The organism is Halomonas sp. Mc5H-6, from assembly GCF_024124705.1.
Lineage (GTDB): Bacteria > Pseudomonadota > Gammaproteobacteria > Pseudomonadales > Halomonadaceae > Vreelandella > Vreelandella subterranea.
Map to the genome: position 1 here is coordinate 39,402 of NZ_JAMXSI010000004.1, position 16,751 is coordinate 56,152.

At 58.9% G+C, this 16,751-nt stretch carries 16 protein-coding genes and 4 tRNA genes; 12 read left to right on the forward strand and 8 right to left on the reverse strand.

Annotated elements, in window-relative coordinates; translation table 11 throughout:
* Positions 1-77: 77 nt before the first annotated feature.
* Positions 78-428 carry a Grx4 family monothiol glutaredoxin gene (gene grxD, locus NH395_RS07625; RefSeq protein ID WP_253023730.1) on the reverse strand — a complete coding sequence of 117 codons (351 nt, stop codon included), beginning with the start codon at positions 426-428 and terminating at the stop codon, positions 78-80.
* A gap of 222 nt (positions 429-650) precedes the next feature.
* Between grxD and argF the strand changes: the two genes are divergently transcribed.
* Complete coding sequence (gene argF / locus NH395_RS07630; RefSeq protein ID WP_253023732.1) at positions 651-1,571, forward strand: ornithine carbamoyltransferase; 921 nt, start codon at positions 651-653, stop codon at positions 1,569-1,571.
* 82 nt (positions 1,572-1,653) lie between these two features.
* Here argF and NH395_RS07635 read toward each other — a convergent pair.
* Positions 1,654-1,729 (reverse strand) — tRNA-Ala (locus tag NH395_RS07635).
* A 243-nt stretch (positions 1,730-1,972) separates the two neighbouring features.
* On the opposite strand from NH395_RS07635, the gene uvrY reads away from it, so the two are divergent.
* The 7 genes from uvrY to nadB all read left to right on the forward strand — a co-directional run bounded on the left by uvrY (position 1,973) and on the right by nadB (position 7,363).
* Entirely contained in the window at positions 1,973-2,623 is a 651-nt protein-coding gene (gene uvrY / locus NH395_RS07640) for a UvrY/SirA/GacA family response regulator transcription factor (protein WP_066322056.1), read from the forward strand.
* 66 nt (positions 2,624-2,689) lie between these two features.
* Positions 2,690-4,504, forward strand: a complete 1,815-nt coding sequence (uvrC, locus tag NH395_RS07645) for an excinuclease ABC subunit UvrC (RefSeq protein ID WP_253023734.1) — start codon at positions 2,690-2,692, stop codon at positions 4,502-4,504.
* Positions 4,505-4,600: 96 nt separating this feature from the next.
* Positions 4,601-5,149: a CDP-diacylglycerol--glycerol-3-phosphate 3-phosphatidyltransferase gene (gene pgsA, locus NH395_RS07650; protein WP_066322061.1), complete on the forward strand. Its 549-nt coding sequence runs from the start codon at positions 4,601-4,603 to the stop codon at positions 5,147-5,149.
* Positions 5,150-5,225: 76 nt separating this feature from the next.
* Positions 5,226-5,300: transfer RNA gene (locus tag NH395_RS07655), tRNA-Gly, on the forward strand.
* Between the two features lie 88 nt (positions 5,301-5,388).
* Positions 5,389-5,462 (forward strand) — tRNA-Cys (locus NH395_RS07660).
* 37 nt (positions 5,463-5,499) lie between these two features.
* Positions 5,500-5,586, forward strand: a tRNA-Leu gene (locus NH395_RS07665).
* 196 nt (positions 5,587-5,782) lie between these two features.
* Positions 5,783-7,363 (forward strand): L-aspartate oxidase, encoded by a 1,581-nt coding sequence (gene nadB, locus NH395_RS07670; RefSeq protein WP_253023736.1) that lies wholly within the window; start codon positions 5,783-5,785, stop codon positions 7,361-7,363.
* Between the two features lie 9 nt (positions 7,364-7,372).
* On the opposite strand, the gene NH395_RS07675 is transcribed toward nadB, so the two are convergent.
* Both NH395_RS07675 and NH395_RS07680 read right to left on the reverse strand, forming a co-directional pair.
* Complete coding sequence (locus tag NH395_RS07675; RefSeq protein ID WP_253023738.1) at positions 7,373-7,771, reverse strand: hypothetical protein; 399 nt, start codon at positions 7,769-7,771, stop codon at positions 7,373-7,375.
* Positions 7,731-8,024 carry a succinate dehydrogenase assembly factor 2 gene (locus tag NH395_RS07680; RefSeq protein WP_066322066.1) on the reverse strand — a complete coding sequence of 98 codons (294 nt, stop codon included), beginning with the start codon at positions 8,022-8,024 and terminating at the stop codon, positions 7,731-7,733. Before NH395_RS07680 ends, NH395_RS07675 begins: the two co-directional genes overlap by 41 nt.
* Positions 8,025-8,229: 205 nt before the next feature.
* Between NH395_RS07680 and NH395_RS07685 the strand changes: the two genes are divergently transcribed.
* The 3 genes from NH395_RS07685 to lapB all read left to right on the forward strand — a co-directional run bounded on the left by NH395_RS07685 (position 8,230) and on the right by lapB (position 10,157).
* On the forward strand, positions 8,230-8,526 hold the full coding sequence (locus tag NH395_RS07685; RefSeq protein WP_066322076.1) for an integration host factor subunit beta: 297 nt from the start codon (positions 8,230-8,232) through the stop codon (positions 8,524-8,526).
* Between the two features lie 125 nt (positions 8,527-8,651).
* Entirely contained in the window at positions 8,652-8,957 is a 306-nt protein-coding gene (locus tag NH395_RS07690; RefSeq protein ID WP_066322077.1) for a LapA family protein, read from the forward strand.
* A complete protein-coding gene (gene lapB, locus NH395_RS07695; RefSeq protein WP_253023740.1) occupies positions 8,958-10,157 on the forward strand; it encodes a lipopolysaccharide assembly protein LapB in 1,200 nt (399 codons plus the stop codon).
* Positions 10,158-10,164: 7 nt separating this feature from the next.
* Here the strand turns inward: lapB and pyrF are convergent, their stop codons facing one another.
* Positions 10,165-10,863 carry an orotidine-5'-phosphate decarboxylase gene (pyrF, locus tag NH395_RS07700; RefSeq protein ID WP_253023742.1) on the reverse strand — a complete coding sequence of 233 codons (699 nt, stop codon included), beginning with the start codon at positions 10,861-10,863 and terminating at the stop codon, positions 10,165-10,167.
* Between the two features lie 218 nt (positions 10,864-11,081).
* On the opposite strand from pyrF, the gene NH395_RS07705 reads away from it, so the two are divergent.
* Complete coding sequence (locus NH395_RS07705) at positions 11,082-11,366, forward strand: ComEA family DNA-binding protein (RefSeq protein ID WP_253023744.1); 285 nt, start codon at positions 11,082-11,084, stop codon at positions 11,364-11,366.
* Between the two features lie 54 nt (positions 11,367-11,420).
* Here the strand turns inward: NH395_RS07705 and NH395_RS07710 are convergent, their stop codons facing one another.
* Genes NH395_RS07710 through acnD form a run of 3 tightly spaced genes read right to left on the reverse strand, consistent with a single transcriptional unit; the run spans position 11,421 to position 16,744 of the window.
* Positions 11,421-12,908, reverse strand: a complete 1,488-nt coding sequence (locus NH395_RS07710; protein WP_253023746.1) for a bifunctional 2-methylcitrate dehydratase/aconitate hydratase — start codon at positions 12,906-12,908, stop codon at positions 11,421-11,423.
* A gap of 11 nt (positions 12,909-12,919) precedes the next feature.
* On the reverse strand, positions 12,920-14,104 hold the full coding sequence (gene prpF, locus NH395_RS07715; RefSeq protein ID WP_253023748.1) for a 2-methylaconitate cis-trans isomerase PrpF: 1,185 nt from the start codon (positions 14,102-14,104) through the stop codon (positions 12,920-12,922).
* Between the two features lie 15 nt (positions 14,105-14,119).
* Entirely contained in the window at positions 14,120-16,744 is a 2,625-nt protein-coding gene (acnD, locus tag NH395_RS07720) for a Fe/S-dependent 2-methylisocitrate dehydratase AcnD (RefSeq protein WP_253023749.1), read from the reverse strand.
* Between the last annotated feature and the right edge of the window lie 7 nt (positions 16,745-16,751).

The following is a 16,751-nucleotide window of genomic DNA, read 5'->3' on the forward strand; positions in this document are numbered from 1 at the left end:
AGAGCCAAGACAAAAGGTTATTCTAGCGACTGCGCCACGACCCGCCAACCGTCTACCCAACGGGCCAGGCAAACCCCTCAGGCATTATCACCGCTTTCATTGGCAGCGGCGCGCTGCCCTGCCGCTTTAACCAGCGTTTCCAGCTCGCCGTTCTGGTGCATCTCGATCACGATATCGCAGCCGCCGACCAGCTCACCTTCGACCCATAGCTGCGGGAATGTCGGCCAGTTGGCAATTTTCGGCAGCTCGGCACGGATGTCTGGATTATCCAGCACGTTGACAAACGCGAAGCGCTCGCCGCAGCTCATCAGTGCCTGAACGGTTTGCGCCGAGAAGCCGCATTGCGGCAACTGTGGCGTGCCTTTCATGTAAATCAGGATCGGGTTTTCACTGATTTGGCGCTGAATGTTCTCGGCTGTGGTGCTCATACAGTCTCCTATAGAGATGGGCCTCGATGGTCGATTCGGCGGCGCACCGCCGGGCGACCTCAAGGCGATCGTTAGATAATGCAGCATGCTTGAGGCATGGCGTTTTAATACCCGAGCATACTACTCAACCTTGTGCGGTACTTGCCATTCTACGCGTGCCAACCACGTTGCGCATCCCCCAGGGCATCGCTAGGATAGGGTTTTTGCGCGGAGACTACCTTCATGGCGACACGCCATTTTCTGACGTTACTGGACTTAACGCCCGACGAACTGAACTATTTGATTCAGCGCGCCATCACTGTCAAGAGCAACCTGAAGGCACAGGGGCCACGCTATACGCCGTTGCCAAACCGCACGCTGGCGATGATTTTCGAGAAATCGTCAACGCGTACACGCGTTTCGTTCGAAACCGCCATGGCGCAATTCGGGGGCCACGCCCTGTTTCTATCTCCCCGTGACACCCAACTGGGACGCGGCGAACCCATCGAGGACACCGCCCGCGTGCTGGCCGAGATGGTCGATGCCGTGATGATTCGTACCTTTTCCCACGCCGGCCTTGAAGCCTATGCCAGCGCCAGCAGCGTACCGGTCATCAACGCGCTGAGCGATGACTACCACCCCTGCCAGTTGCTTGCGGACATCATGACCTGGACCGAGCTTCGCGGCAGCGTCAAGGGGCGGACGGCGGTATGGGTTGGCGATGGCAATAACATGTGCCATTCCTGGATCAACGCCGCACGTCAGTTCGACTTCCACCTGCGGATTTGTTGCCCCAAGGGGTATGAACCACGCGCCGACATCATGGCGGCCGCTGGCGACCAGGTGACGCTCCTGCACGACCCGCAAGCCGCCGCCGAGGGTGCCGACCTGATCACCACGGATGTCTGGGCCTCCATGGGTCAGGAAGAGGAACAGGCCAAGCGCGAGGCGGATTTCGCAGGCTTTCAGGTCACCGAGGCGTTGCTTGATAAAGCCAAGCCAGACGCCCTGTTTCTACACTGCCTGCCCGCTCATCGCGGCGAGGAAATCAGCCACACCTTACTGGACGACCCGCGCGCCGTGGTTTGGCAGGAAGCAGGTAACCGCCTCCACGCCCAGAAGGCGCTGATCGAGTTCCTGCTACTCGGCAAGGTAAATTCTTAGCAGCTCGGTTATTGTCATCCTGGGACAGGCCGCAAAAAAAACGCCCCATCGCTAAACCGATGGGGCGTTTTTAGAATATTGATGGTGGAGCCTAGCGGGATCGAACCGCTGACCTCAACACTGCCAGTGTTGCGCTCTCCCAGCTGAGCTAAGGCCCCACAGGCTGTCGTTGCTACAGCGAGGCGTATACTACGATGCCAGCTGTCGTTGGTCAAGGTTTTACGCATTTCACCGTTTACTAATTCTCCTTTGCTGACAGCCGTGGCACTCTATAGGGCGTACAGGGTCACATTGTCGAGTTAGCCTGCTTGTTCTGCGGCTGATGGGCGAAGGCGACACCGACCCAGCTTCTGGAATCCACCGCATGCAAGATGTGCCCTCTCAATGCAGGAGCTTGTCCTTTGATCAACGTTTTAATCGCCGATGATCACCACTTGGTGAGAACAAGTATTGCCCACCTACTGAACGATGAAACCGATATTCATATCGTTGGTGAGGCAGATGACGGTGAAAGCGCCGTTTCCAAGTGCCGTCAGTTGAGACCCGACATTGTGCTGATGGATATCCGCATGCCGGGGATCGGCGGCCTGGAAGCCACACGCCGTATTCATCGTGGGATGAAAGACATCAAGGTCTTGATTCTTACCGGACATTTAGAGGATAACGTCGCCCGGCGCATGCTGGAAGCGGGCGCTTCCGGCTTCTTGAGCAAGGGCACCAACGCCACTGAAATGGTTAGCGCCATTCGTGACGTCTTTCATGGTCGACGCTATCTCAGCCAAGAAATTGCCCAGCGCCTCGCCATGTTACACTTCCATACCGAAGACAGCCCATTCGCCCACCTGTCGCACCGCGAGCTGCAAATAGCGCTGATGATTGTCAACTGCCAGCGGGTTCAGGATATTTCCGACCGTCTCCACCTAAGCCCCAAAACAGTCAACACCTACCGCTACCGGCTGTTTGAAAAGCTTGAGGTGGCAACCGATGTGGAGCTAACCCACCTTGCGCTACGCCATAATCTGGTCGAAGGGTTTGATCAGGCAGAAGGTTAATCTCCCCGACCATTGTGCGGCAATAAAGGCAGCAACGCGGTTCGCGATAAACTGTCAAAAGACACTATGACCTTTGATGCGAAAAAGTTTTTAAGCACGGTAAGCACATCTCCCGGGGTTTACCGGATGCTCGACACAGAGGGCAACACCCTTTATGTCGGCAAGGCGAAGCGCTTGAACGCTCGCTTGGCCAGCTACTTCCGCGGCCAGCTCAACGCCAAAACCCAGGCCATGGTAGGGCGTATTGCGGATGTCCAGGTCACCGTCACACGCAGCGAAACCGAAGCCCTGTTGCTCGAACAGACGCTGATCAAGGAACTGCGGCCTCCGTACAACATACTGCTGCGCGACGATAAATCGTACCCATTCATCTTTGTCAGTGACCGCCACCCCTACCCTGCGCTTGAATACAAGCGTGCGCGCCAACGGCGTGGCGATGGACGCTACCTTGGGCCTTATCCCAGCAGTGGCGCCGTCAGGGAAAGCCTTGCCCTGATGCAAAAGATTTTCCGCATCCGTAACTGCGAAGACAGCGTCTTCGCGCACCGGTCGCGCCCGTGCTTGCAGTATCAGATCCAGCGCTGCAGCGCCCCCTGCGTGGACTACATCTCGGCCGAAGACTACCAGCGGGACGTTGAACACGCCGTGATGTGCCTGGAAGGTAAAAGCGAACATGTCACCCAGGAGCTGACCGCCTCGATGGAAGCGGCAAGCCAGGCACTGGATTTTGAAGAAGCCGCGCGCTTTCGCGACCAGATACAGCAATTGCGTCAGCTCCAGCAGCGCCAGTTTGTCGACACCGAAAGCGGCAATGCCGATATTTTTGCCCTGGCCCAGCGCCCGGGCGCCCTGGGTATCTCAGTGCTGAGCGTGCGCGATGGTCGTTTGCTTGGCGCCCGCCATCACATGCCCAAAAACGATCTCGACCTGTCCCCGGAGATGCTGTTGACCGAGGTGGTGAGCCAGTACTACCTGGGCCAACCGCATAATATCCCCAGCGAGGTGATCACCAGCCATCCGCTTGAAGATGCTCAGTTATTGTCGGATGCACTCTCCCAGCACGCTGGAAAACGCATCCGGGTCACCAGTCAGGTGCGTGGCCACCGCGCCCAATGGCAACATCTGGCCATGACCAACGCCGAGCAGCAACTCGCTTCCCAGCTCGCCAACCAGAGCCAACTGAGTGAGCGTTTTAGCGCCCTGCAACAGGCACTCGGGCTTGAGGAAACACCTCAACGACTGGAATGCTTCGACATCAGCCACAGCCACGGTGAAGCCACCGTGGCCTCGTGCGTGGTGTTTGACCAGCAAGGGCCGCGCAAGAGCGATTACCGCCATTTCCGTATTGAAGGCGTGGCGGCGGGCGACGATTATGCGGCCATGCAACAGGCGTTAACTCGGCGGCTCAAGCGGATCAAAAATGGCGAAGGCATAGCGCCGGATATTTTAATCGTCGACGGTGGTAAAGGGCAGTTGAACATGGCGCGCGAGGTATTGGGGACGCTCGACATCAGCGCGATCACTCTGGTGGGCGTGGCGAAAGGCACCACGCGAAAAGCGGGCCTTGAAAGCGTTTTTCTGGATACGCCTGACCATCCATTACCGTTAGACCCCGCATCCCCGGCATTGCACCTTATTCAGCACATTCGCGACGAATCGCATCGCTTTGCCATTGCGGGCCACCGCGCTCAGCGCGACAAAACACGTCGCACGTCGACACTGCAGGATATCCCCAAGGTCGGCCCTAAACGGCGCCGTGAACTACTGCGTTTTTTTGGTGGTTTACAAGGAGTGCAAAAAGCCAGCCGCGCCGAACTCGCCCGCGTTCCCGGCATCAGCGAAGCACTGGCCGAGAGTATTTATCGCGCACTCCACGGATAAAACGCACCGTGGACATGGATGCCTCAGGCCAAGGCAGATAGAATAGCGACGGACACCTTTGTTTTCATGACTCCACGGCAAGGATCGCTCTCCGCGATGAATATACCCAACATCCTCACGCTCGCAAGAATCGCGTTTATTCCCCTGCTGGTGGTGCTGTTTTACCTGCCTTTCAGCTGGAGCATGCCCATCGCCGCCGGGATGTTCGCCCTGGCGTCCGTCACCGACTGGCTTGACGGCTACCTGGCGCGCCGCTGGAACCAGTCCACGCCGTTCGGGGCATTTCTTGACCCTGTCGCCGACAAGCTGATGGTCGCCGTTGCCCTGGCACTGCTGATCGAGCGTTTTGATACGGCGCTACTTACGCTCCCCGCACTGGTCATCATCGGACGCGAAATTGTCATTTCAGCGCTACGCGAATGGATGGCGGAAATGGGCAAGCGTGGCATGGTCGCCGTATCCTGGGTAGGCAAGCTGAAAACCACCCTGCAGATGGTCGCCATACTGGTGCTACTTGCCTTCCCTCCCGCGCATCCGCTGGCGCAGGTCGGCGTACTTATTCTTTACGTCGCCGCCATGTTGACGCTATGGTCGATGATCCAGTATCTGAAATCCGCCTGGCCTCATCTCAGTCGCTCAATGTAGGTCTCAACGCGAACCGGTAGCGGAAATGTTTGATTGACAAGCTAAACGCGTTGCGTATAATTCGCCCTCGAGTCGAGCGGGAATAGCTCAGTGGTAGAGCATCGCCTTGCCAAGGCGAGGGTCGGGAGTTCGAATCTCCTTTCCCGCTCCAACTTGGATTGTGTGGAAAAGCAAGTGAGGGTCGTGAGCTGGAACGCCAGCCCGGTCGAATCTCCTTTCCCGCTCCAACGACTCACCGAGGCTGGATGGCAGAGTGGTTATGCAGCGGACTGCAACTCCGTGTACGCCGGTTCGATTCCGACTCCAGCCTCCATCTTTCTTTCTGGTGCACCGATTCCCATCGCTGCGCTGCCCGGATGGCGAAATTGGTAGACGCAAGAGACTTAAAATCTCTCGGGGGCAACCCCGTGCCGGTTCAAGTCCGGCTCCGGGCACCACCCTGAAATCCCTCCAGTGCTTCCTCTTGTCAACGTCCTGATTTGTCTGTAATTGAGCGCGCTGGAAAATCCAGTACCTGCGTTATCGCCATCTGCCTGACACCGCGCTATGATACCTGCCGCCACCCCGAACGCTATCAGTCGTTGCTGATCACGTTGACGCAAAGCCCAGGTCAAGCCCGCTAAGGAGTACCCCATGACGACGCCCACCTCAGAGATATTGATCATCGGTGGCGGCGTTGCCGGTTTAACCCTTGCCTTGACCCTTGCTGAAACGCACCGTGTTGCATTGATACGCCCGGCTCAGGACGACAAGGGCGCCAGCCGCTGGGCACAAGGTGGTATTGCCGCGGTGCTGTCACCCGACGATCATGTGGATGCCCACGTCAATGACACCCTGATTGCCGGGGACGGTCTTTGTGACGAGCAGGCCGTTCGCTTCACGGTTGAGCACGGCCCGGAAGCCATCGAGTGGCTCATCGACATCGGCGTCCCTTTTACGCCCGATCATTCCTCCGGCGCACGCTACCCCTTTCACTTGACCCGCGAAGGCGGGCACAACGCACGCCGCATCATTCACGCTGACGATGCGACCGGGCGCGCCGTGGTCGACACCCTGCTGCAACGAGTCAAGGCACATGCCAATATCCAGCAGCACCATCACCTGAGCGTGGTGGGACTGCTACAAGATACCCAAGGGGCATGTATCGGCGCTTATGCGCTTGACGAGCACCAAGGGTGGCACGCCCTGACCGCAACGAACACGGTACTTGCCACCGGGGGCGCCAGCGGCCTCTACCAGCACACTACCACCCCCGCCCCCAGCAGCGGTGAAGGCATGATCATGGCCGCTGAGCTGGGAGCCACTCTGATGAACCTGGAGTTTCAGCAGTTTCATCCCACCTGCCTGTACGACCCAGACGGCCCGGCCTTTCTGATTAGCGAAGCCGTGCGTGGCGAAGGCGGCCACCTGCTCAATTCGGCCGGCAAGCGCTTCATGCCGACCGTGGACGCCAGAGCCGAGCTTGCCCCTCGCGATGTTGTGGCGCGCGCCATCGACGCCGAGATACAGGCTCAGGCACTCCCCCATGTATGGCTGGATATACGCCATTTGGGGGTAGATGCTATCCAGCACCACTTCCCGACGATCAAGACGCACTGCGCATCGCGGGGGATCGACATCACCCAACAACCCATCCCTGTGGTTCCCGCCGCGCATTACAGCTGCGGCGGCGTGGCCACCGACCTCACCGGGGCTACCGGCGTGCCGGGGCTGTTCGCCATCGGCGAAACAGCCTGCACAGGGCTGCACGGCGCCAACCGCATGGCCAGCAACTCACTGCTGGAGTGTCTGGTGTTTGCCCGGAGTTGCGCCCAAGCCCTTCAAAACACCGCCTCTGCCGCCAGGCAATACGACGTGAGGCTGCCGTCGCTTCTCGGCGCCGATGCGTTTATCGATACCCAGATCGCCGCATTGCGTAAACAGCTACGTGCCACCATGAGCCAGCACGTCGCCATTGTGAGAAGTAATGCTGGCCTGGCCGCCGCCAGCAAGGATCTCAACGAGATAGCCTCTGCACTCGGCGAGCTGAGCACTGGCCAGATGACGGTCGAGGCACAGCGTTTGCAGCAGTTGGTCAACCTTGCACGGTTAACGGTCACCGCGGCACAGCAACGCCATGAATCGAGAGGCTTGCACTTCACAACGGACTGGCCCGGGCACGCTGAACATAGCCAACCGTCCCGCCTCACCCTCGAGCATCTACCCAAGGGTTAGCCATCGCGTTTAACGACCGGGAGAGTGAAATAGGCGGCGCACTGCCCGGTGCGCCTCCCGCGGAACGCTATCGGGCCATAGCCAGATGCGCTGCTGCCCCACCTTCAGGCCCACCAGCCAGGGCGTCAGGTAGTCACAACTGACAGCCAATGATGCGTCGAGCTCGCCTTGCGGCAGCAACCAGCGGCCAAGAGGCCCTTGCGCGCGGGGCAAGAGATAAAGCGTGCCATGGGGCAGGCAATGAGTGCTGCGCCATAAGCACCCACCCCCCACTAACACCACCGCAGCGGCCATCAGCCACCCCACGATCGCCTGGCACATTAATGCAAGCCCAAGCAGCAGGGTGCTGTGTAGCCCAACCCATAGCCTAGAGCGTGCGATAGGCAGAATTATCGGTGCTTTCAGCATGCTCGACGATCATCTTCACGATATGGCGCAGGACGGGATCGCCCGGCCATTCCCGGCGCATCAGCCAGACAAACAGATCCTGGTCTTCTTCATCAATCAGTTGCTGAAAGGCACGCTGATCACCCTCCTCCAGTTGGTCGTAACGCTGTTCCAAAAAGGGGATTAACAGTAAATCCAGCTCCCACATACCTCGACGTGAGTGCCAGTAAAGCCGCTTGCGGGCGATAGCGGCTGGGGATGTGTCGTCGCTCAACGTTGGCCTCTCTTGGGAAAAATGGAATGTGGGGTCAGTATACCTAAGCCACAGGGTCGCGCCAGGGCCGCGCTTGGCCTATGCTGATATTGATTGTAGTACCTTGTTTTATCTAAATTGTTTTATCTCCGATTGCGCAGTATGCTGAATGAGGTGACAGAAAGGCCGTATTGTTCGACCTTAAACGTCTGCAGGGAGCCAACCAATGACCAAATCTGAATTAATCGAACAAATTGCCATGCACCAGCCCGAGCTGTCGACCAAAGAAGTTGAGACCGCCGTTCGGATTATTCTTGACGACATGACCGACGCACTGGCGAATGGTGGACGGGTGGAAATTCGTGGTTTTGGGAGTTTTTCACTTCATTACCGCGAGCCACGTACCGGCCGTAACCCGAAAACCGGCGAACCCGTCGAGCTTGACGGGAAGCATGTTCCCCATTTCAAGCCGGGCAAGGAACTACGCGAACAGGTCGATGCGAGCCGTGCATTGGGGTATTGACATAGCCAGGCATCGTTGCCGTTTGCCAGGCATTAAAAGCGGATTCATGCCGTCTTTGGGATGACGTCGGGCAGCGACTCGTACACAATGGCACTACCGTGAAAGCTACTGACTAGGAACTTCTCATGCGTTGGATAAAAGGGCTGATTCTGGCCATCATTTTGCTGGTCGTACTGCTGGTGGGCATTTTGTTTGCAGTCAATAACCAGCAAGCCATTGCGCTAAACCTGATTTGGCTGGAGCTACCCGCCGTCTCGTTATCCGTCTGGCTATTGGCAACGTTAACGTTTGGCGTACTGATGGGCATGCTGGCCATGCTTGGCGTGTATATTCGCCTCAAAGCCAGGTTGGCACGTAGCGAACGGCAGAATAAACAACAAAGCAAGGAACTCGACCAGCTACGCACGCAGGAGTTTAAGGAACTGGCTTAAATGCTGGACATACCGCTGCTGGGCGTTTTATTCGTCGCTATTGCGATTGGCTACGGGCTCGGGTTTCGCCAGGCGTCCCGGCGGTCACGCGAGCGTTCGGGTTCTTCCCACAGTGGTCTCTCCCGGGATTACTTTGTTGGGCTCAACTATCTGCTCAACGAGCAGCCTGATGAGGCCATCAATACCTTTATCAATGCCCTGGATGTCAATAGCGAAACGGTTGAGACCCACATTACGCTGGGTCGATTATTTCGCTCGCGGGGCGAAGCCGACAAAGCGGTCAGCATTCACCAGAATCTTCTGGCGCGCCCGGCACTTTCCGATGCCACAAACGCGAAAGTTCAACTGGAGCTCGCACGTGACTTTGTGGCGCTGGGTGTCCATGACCGGGCACAGCGGCTGCTCAGAACGCTGCTCGATCAGGACCACGACAGTGAGTTGCGCTACCCTGCCAAGCGGCTACTGATCGACCTGCTAGAGCGCGAAAAGGACTGGCAAGGCGCCTTGGACACCGCCGCTCCGCTGGTTAAACAGCAACCCAACATCCGCCGTGCAGCGGCCCACTGGCAGTGCGAACTGGCCGAGATAGAGACCGCCAATGCCAGCCGCGCGCTTGCCAAGCGCCATTTGAAAAAAGCCCTGCAGCTTGACGCCCAGTGTGTCCGCGCCAACCTGTTGCTTGCCGGGCTTGAAATGGAAAATGCCCACTATCCGCAGGCAATCGGCTACTTGACGCGCATTCTTGATCAGGACAGCGCCCATCTTCCCACCATGCTGCCGGCGTTGAAGCGCGCCTACCTGCGCAATAACGATGAGGCCGGACTGGAAACCCACCTCCGCCAGCTGATTGCCATCGTGCCCTACACCAGCTTGATCATCGAACTGGGAGAACTGATCCATCATCGGGATGGGGTCGATGCCGCGATTGGCGTTACCGGCGAACTACTCGCCCAGGCCCCCAGCTTGCGGGGACTCAACTATCTGGTTGATCTATATATCGAGAGCCAGCGCCTGCAGGGTAGAGACGCACCTGACACGCGACTGGTGCTGCTCAAGCATCACACCGAAGCCCTGCTGAAGGATCGCCCCCGCCACCGCTGCCAACGCTGCGGCTTTACCAGCGATGCCCTGCAATGGCAGTGCCCCACTTGCCGTTACTGGGGCACAATCAAACCGATTATCGGAGTCGAGGGCGAATAACGGCTCTCTATACCAACTCTTGCTCGATAGCCTTCAGCGCGTCCATGGGATGTTCTGCCTGGGTAACCGGCCGCCCCAAAACCAGGTGCGTGCTTCCTGCCTGCATCGCGTCCCTGGGCGTCATGATCCGCTGCTGGTCATTGGCCGCAGCGAAGGCAGGTCGAATGCCTGGCGTCACTTTCAAGAACTCGTCACCATATAGCGACGCCAGTTGCGTCGCTTCCTGAGCCGAACACACGACACCATGCAAGCCACTTTGCTTGGCGAGCTGAGCCAGCCGCGTCACCTGGTCGCTAACCGATGAAGACACGCCGACATCCTCAAGGTCGCTGGCCTGCATGCTGGTCAGCACCGTCACCGCGATCAGATGGGTGGTGAGACGTTGCTTCACCAGACGCGTTGCGGCAGCTTCCATCATTGCCCGACCGCCGCTGGCATGCAGGTTGACCATCCAGACGCCCTGCTCTGCTGCCGCTTCTACTGCGCTGGCCACCGTATTGGGAATGTCATGGAATTTGAGGTCCAGAAATACCTCAAAGCCACGCCCGTGCAATGCTTCCAGCACGGCCGGGCCGCTGCGGGTGAATAACTCTTTACCGACCTTGAGCCGACACCGGGACGGATCCAACTGATCGGCCATGCATAGCGCCGCGTCCAGCGAAGGGTAATCGAGTGCGATAATCAGCGGTGATTCAGTGACAGCCATACCAAGCTCCCCAGGTGTTTCGGCGCATTATATCAGTCCCTTCGGCTTGCTATGTAAGCCTTTTGCCATGCGTTTATAGCAAAAGGCTTACATAACGCATCGCTAATTTCCGACAGCATCTTTCTGGCATCCAGTTATGGTGAAAGAGCGGGGCTTCCCCGTTAACGATGGGACTTATAACTACCACTGAAACTGAAACCGCCATAAAGGGGCTTACGATGAAGCTATCATTGAAAGGATTATTCGCCGCACTACTCTTAAGCATCGGCATTGGGGTTGCCAGCACCGGCTTGGCTCAGGACATTGCGCCGATCAACGTCAACAGCGCCGATCCCGAATTACTCGATGAGCTGCCGGGTATCGGCCCCAGCCGAGCCGAAGCCATCATCGAAGAGCGTGAGGCAAACGGCGACTTCGAAAATGTCGATGACCTGACCCGCGTCAGCGGTATTGGACCGGCAACGGTTGACCGCATGCGCGATCAGGTAGCCGTTGAAGACTAAGATGACACCGCTAAACATCGCCCGATTGCGCCAGGGAATCGGGCGATTCATCGTTTACGGCGTCATTTCCCATAGCGCCATAAAGCGGTTAACCGGCATGGACGCAAGCGATGCATGGTCTTCGCAGGCCTGGATAATCTGCTCGCAGCGATGCCCGGGAAACCGCGTGGCAAGGTGGCGCTGAAACTTCTCGAGTAACAGCGGCATGCCTTCGTCGCGACGCCGCCGATGCCCCAGCGGGTATTCCACAGCGACCTTTTCCGTCGCCGTCCCATCATCAAAAAACACCTGTACGGCATTGGCAATCGAGCGCTTTTCAGGATCCAGGTAGGCGTTTGAATAATCAGGGTTCTCTTCCACCACCATCTTTTCGCGCAGCTGATCAATCAGCGGGTGCGCGGCATGGAAGTCATCTTCATAGTGATCTGCGGTTAATGCCCCCTGCATCAGCGGGACGGCCACCATGTACTGCAGGCAGTGGTCGCGGTCGGCAGGGTTGGCGAGTTGGCCGGTTTTGGAAATGATCCGAATGGCCGCTTCGTGCGTCGTGATCACAATGCGCTCGATGGACGCCAGGCGATCTTTGACCTGCGGGTGCAGCGTCACCGCCGCCTCACAGGCGGTCTGGGCATGAAACTCAGCAGGGAACGCCACCTTGAAGAGAATATTTTCCATCACGTAGCAGCCCAGCTCACGCTGGAAGCGCAGTCGACGCTCGCCTTCGGGCTTAAGACTGAGGTCTTTATTGCTATGGCTGAAGGCGATGTCGTAAAACCCCCATTGCGGCGCCGTCAATGCACTGGGAATGCCCATTTCGCCGCGCATGGCGATATCCGCCAGACGCACGGCCCGCGAAGTGGCATCGCCTGCCGCCCAGCTTTTACGGGAGCCTGCGTTGGGGGCATGACGATAGGTGCGCAGGCTCTGACCGTCTACCCAGGCATGGGAAAGCGCCGACAACAACTGTTCACGGTCAGCGCCCATCAGCTTGGCGACCACGGCGGTGGAGGCCACTTTTACCAGCACCACATGGTCAAGGCCCACACGGTTGAAACTGTTTTCCAGCGCCAGCACGCCCTGAATTTCATGGGCCATGACCATGGCGTGCAGCACATCCTCCATTATCAGCGGCGCAGCACCTTCAGCCACTCGTTTCTGGGAAAGATGGTCGGCAACGGCAAGAATCGCGCCCAGGTTGTCAGAGGGGTGTCCCCACTCAGCGGCAAGCCAGGTATCGTTGTAATCGAGCCAGCGCACCATGGCACCGATGTCCCAGGCTGCCTTGACGGGATCCAGCCGTAGCGAGGTGCCCGGCACGCGAGCGCCATGCGGCACTGTCGTCCCCTCGACCAAGGGGCCAAGGTGTTTGGTACACGCCGGGAAACGCAATGCCAGCAACCCGCAGCCCAGCGTATCCATCAAACAGTAGCGCGCCGTGGTCAGCGCCTCCTCGGAAGGGGCACGAAAATTGAGAACGTAGTCGGCCAGTGTTTGCAGTTCAGGGTCATAGTCAGGACGGTCATTAAGGTCGGCGGTATGCATGTCTTATCCCCCTACTGGTTCAGCGTATCCCGTGGAACGCGCACGCTGCCTTCCATCAATACGCGCGCGCTGCGACTCATGACAGCTTTGTCTATTTGCAAGCGCCCGTCCACCAGACTTGCCTGAGCCCCCACCCGCAGACTACCCGAGGGATGGCCGAAGGTGACCGCATCGCGTTCGCCGCCTCCCGCCGCCTCGTTGACCAGGGTGCCTTTAATTGCCGCCGCCGCGGCGATCGCGACAGCGGCGGTGCCCATCATGGCATGGTGGAGTTTCCCCATGGAGAGTGCCCGCACCAGCAGGTCGATATCACAGGCGTCAATCGTTTTACCGCTCGACGCCGTATACCCCGCCGGTGGCGCGACAAACGCCACTTTAGGCGTGTGCTGGCGGCTGGCCGCTTCATCCGGGTGTTTAATCAGCCCCATACGGACGGCACCATGGGCGCGGATGGTCTCAAACATCGAAAGCGCCTTGCTATCGCCATTGATCGCCTCTTGAAGCTCGGTACCGGCATACCCAATGTCGGCGGCGTTGATAAACACCGTGGGAATACCGGCGTTGATCAGGGTGGCTTTGAGCGTACCTACCCCCGGCACCTCCAGGTCATCGACAAGGTTGCCGGTTGGGAAAATGGCCCCTTCGCCATCGGCCGGATCCATGAAGGCCACTGGAATCTCGGCAGCGGGAAAGGTGACCCCATCGAGCTCAAAGTCGCCGGTTTCCTGTACTTCGCCGTTGGTCACCGGCACCCGCGAGATAATCGTCTTCTGGATATTGACCTGCCAGATACGCACCTCGACCACGCCGTTTTCAGGGATCCGCTCAGGATCGACAAGGCCATGGGTAATCGCGAAGGGCCCCACCGCCGCCGAAAGATTGCCGCAGTTACCGCTCCAGTCGACAAACGGCTTGTCGATAGCGACCTGGCCGAAGAGGTAATCCACATCGTGCTCGGGCGATTCACTTTTCGACAGAATCACCGTTTTACTGGTGCTGGACGTTGCCCCGCCCATACCGTCGATCTGTTTCTCGTAGGGGTCGGGGCTGCCGATCACTCTTAGCAACAGCCTGTCCCGCGCCTCGCCGGGCTGCCGGGCGGCACCGGGCAAGTCATCGAGTTTAAAAAACACACCCTTGCTGGTCCCGCCACGCATATAGGTGGCGGGGATCTTGAGTTGCGGCGCATGAGCCATGACGTTGCTCCCCGGCTAGGCGGCAGTGGATTCGAGAAAGTCCTGCGCAAAGCGCTGCAGGACACCGCCAGCGGTATAAATCGACACCTCCTCGGCGGTATCCAGACGGCAAATCACCGGCACGCGTTCGGTACTGCCACTCTGACGATGGATCACCAGCGTGAGCGTGGCGCCCGGCTGCGGGCTGCCCTCCACGTCGTAAATTTCGGTGCCGTCCAGCGCCAGCGTATGCCGCGTAGTGCCCTCTTCAAACTGCAGCGGCATTACGCCCATACCGATAAGGTTGGTGCGGTGGATACGCTCGAACCCCTCGGCAACAATGGTTTCGACCCCGGCCAGCGCAACGCCCTTGGCAGCCCAGTCGCGGGAAGACCCCTGGCCGTAGTCGGCGCCCGCAATAATGATCAGCGGCTGCTTGCGGGCCATGTAGGTTTCAATGGCTTCCCACATCCGGGTCACCTTGCCTTCCGGCTCAATCCGGGCAAGCGATCCTTGCACCCCATTACCCTGCTCATCTTGGACCATTTCATTGAACAGCTTGGGATTCGCCAATGTGGCACGCTGAGCGGTCAAATGATCGCCCCGGTGGGTCGCGTAGGAATTGAAGTCCTCCTCCGGCAAACCCATCTTGTCCAGATATTCACCCGCCGCGCTGTTCAACTGAATTGCGTTGGAGGGCGACAGATGGTCGGTGGTGATATTGTCCGGCAGAATGGCGAGTGGCCGCATCCCCTTCAAGCCCCGCTCTTTGGCCATGTTGCCCTCCCAATAGGGGGGACGACGAATATAGGTACTCTGGGGGCGCCATTCATAAAGCGGGCTGACCTGGGTGCGCGCGCTCTTCTGCAGGTCGAACATCGGGATATACGTATCGCGAAATTGCTCGGGTTTTACCGACGATTTCACAATGGCGTCGATCTCGCTGTCGTCGGGCCAGATATCCTTGAGGGTGACCGGGTTGCCCTGGGCATCGTGTCCCAGAATATCCTTTTCGATATCAAAGCGGATCGTACCCGCGATGGCGTAAGCCACCACCAGCGGTGGCGAGGCCAGAAAGGCCTGCTTGGCGTGGGGGTGAATACGCCCGTCAAAGTTGCGGTTACCGGACAGGACGGCCGTGGCGTAAAGATCCCGGTCAATAATCTCTTCCTGAATCTTCGGGTCAAGTGCACCGGACATGCCGTTGCAGGTAGTGCACGCATAGGCCACCACGCCAAAGCCCAGGTCTTCCAGCTCGCTCATCAAACCGGCTTCTTCCAGGTACATCTTGACGGTTTTCGAGCCCGGTGCCAGCGACGACTTGACCCAGGGCTTGCGGGTCAGACCGAGCTTGTTGGCATTGCGGGCAATCAGGCCCGCCGCCACCATGTTGCGCGGGTTGGAGGTATTGGTGCAACTGGTGATTGCCGCGATGATCACCGCGCCGTCCGGCATTCGGCCCGCCTCTTCTTCAGCGCGGGCTTTATCCATATTCCCCGCGATGCCGCTCCTGGCAAGCTCGGAGGTCGGCAGGTGGGCATGGGGGTTGGAAGGCCCTGCCAAGGTGCGCGTCACGCTGGATAAGTCAAAGCGAAGCACCCGCTCATATTCGGCGCTTTTCAAGCTGTCGGCCCAGAGACCGGTATGCCTGGCGTAGGCCTCGACCAGTGCCACCTGCTCGTCCTCACGCCCGGTGAGCTTGAGGTAGTCGATGGTCTGGCTGTCGATGTAAAACATGGCGGCCGTGGCGCCGTACTCGGGCGTCATGTTGGAAATGGTGGCCCGATCACCCACGGTCAACGCATCGGCACCTTCACCGTAAAACTCCAGGTAGGCGCCGACCACGCGCTCGCTGCGCAGAAACTCGGTAATCGCCAGCACCATATCGGTGCCGGTCACGCCGGGCTGAAGCTTGCCGGTAAGTTCCACGCCGACGATATCCGGCAGACGCATCATTGAGGCGCGGCCGAGCATGACGCTCTCCGCCTCAAGCCCGCCCACCCCGACGGAAATCACGCCCAGCGCATCGGTCATCGGCGTATGGCTGTCGGTGCCCACACAGGTATCGGGAAAGGCCACGCCCTGCTGGACTTGCACCACGGGCGACATCTTTTCCAGGTTGATCTGGTGCATGATGCCGTTGCCCGGCGGGATGACATCGACGTTCTCGAAGGCCATTTTCGTCCAGTTGATGAAGTGAAAACGGTCGTCGTTGCGCCGGTCTTCCACCTGGCGGTTTTTCTCGAAAGCGTCTTTTTCAAAGCCAGCGTGCTCAACGGCCAACGAGTGGTCGACGATCAACTGCGTCGGCACCACCGGGTTGACCTTCGCCGGGTCACCGCCTTTATCGGCAATGGCATCGCGCAGGCCCGCCAGGTCGACCAGCGCGGTCTGGCCGAGAATATCGTGGCAAACGACCCGCGCCGGGTACCAGGGAAAGTCCAGGTCGCGCTTGCGCTCAATCAGCTGCTTGAGAGCGTCGGTAAGCAACGCCTGGTCGCAACGGCGCACCAGTTGTTCCGCCAATACCCGCGAGGTAAAGGGTAGCGTTGCGTAAGCGCCAGGCTGGATATCCTCCACGGCTTGGTGCGCGTCGAAAAAATCCATTGCCACCCCGTCCAGCGTCACGCCCGGCAGCGGCTTGCGATAGTCAGTATTCATGGTCGCC

What these genes read in the sequence shown, in the direction of transcription:
- grxD (WP_253023730.1), bottom strand. Translation starts at nt 428, where the DNA reads ATGAGCACCACAGCCGAGAACATTCAGCGCCAAATCAGTGAAAACCCG.
- argF (WP_253023732.1), top strand. Translation starts at nt 651, where the DNA reads ATGGCGACACGCCATTTTCTGACGTTACTGGACTTAACGCCCGACGAA.
- uvrC (WP_253023734.1), top strand. Translation starts at nt 2,690, where the DNA reads ATGACCTTTGATGCGAAAAAGTTTTTAAGCACGGTAAGCACATCTCCC.
- pgsA (WP_066322061.1), top strand. Translation starts at nt 4,601, where the DNA reads ATGAATATACCCAACATCCTCACGCTCGCAAGAATCGCGTTTATTCCC.
- nadB (WP_253023736.1), top strand. Translation starts at nt 5,783, where the DNA reads ATGACGACGCCCACCTCAGAGATATTGATCATCGGTGGCGGCGTTGCC.
- NH395_RS07675 (WP_253023738.1), bottom strand. Translation starts at nt 7,771, where the DNA reads ATGCTGAAAGCACCGATAATTCTGCCTATCGCACGCTCTAGGCTATGG.
- NH395_RS07685 (WP_066322076.1), top strand. Translation starts at nt 8,230, where the DNA reads ATGACCAAATCTGAATTAATCGAACAAATTGCCATGCACCAGCCCGAG.
- NH395_RS07690 (WP_066322077.1), top strand. Translation starts at nt 8,652, where the DNA reads ATGCGTTGGATAAAAGGGCTGATTCTGGCCATCATTTTGCTGGTCGTA.
- lapB (WP_253023740.1), top strand. Translation starts at nt 8,958, where the DNA reads ATGCTGGACATACCGCTGCTGGGCGTTTTATTCGTCGCTATTGCGATT.
- pyrF (WP_253023742.1), bottom strand. Translation starts at nt 10,863, where the DNA reads ATGGCTGTCACTGAATCACCGCTGATTATCGCACTCGATTACCCTTCG.
- NH395_RS07705 (WP_253023744.1), top strand. Translation starts at nt 11,082, where the DNA reads ATGAAGCTATCATTGAAAGGATTATTCGCCGCACTACTCTTAAGCATC.
- NH395_RS07710 (WP_253023746.1), bottom strand. Translation starts at nt 12,908, where the DNA reads ATGCATACCGCCGACCTTAATGACCGTCCTGACTATGACCCTGAACTG.
- prpF (WP_253023748.1), bottom strand. Translation starts at nt 14,104, where the DNA reads ATGGCTCATGCGCCGCAACTCAAGATCCCCGCCACCTATATGCGTGGC.
- acnD (WP_253023749.1), bottom strand. Translation starts at nt 16,744, where the DNA reads ATGAATACTGACTATCGCAAGCCGCTGCCGGGCGTGACGCTGGACGGG.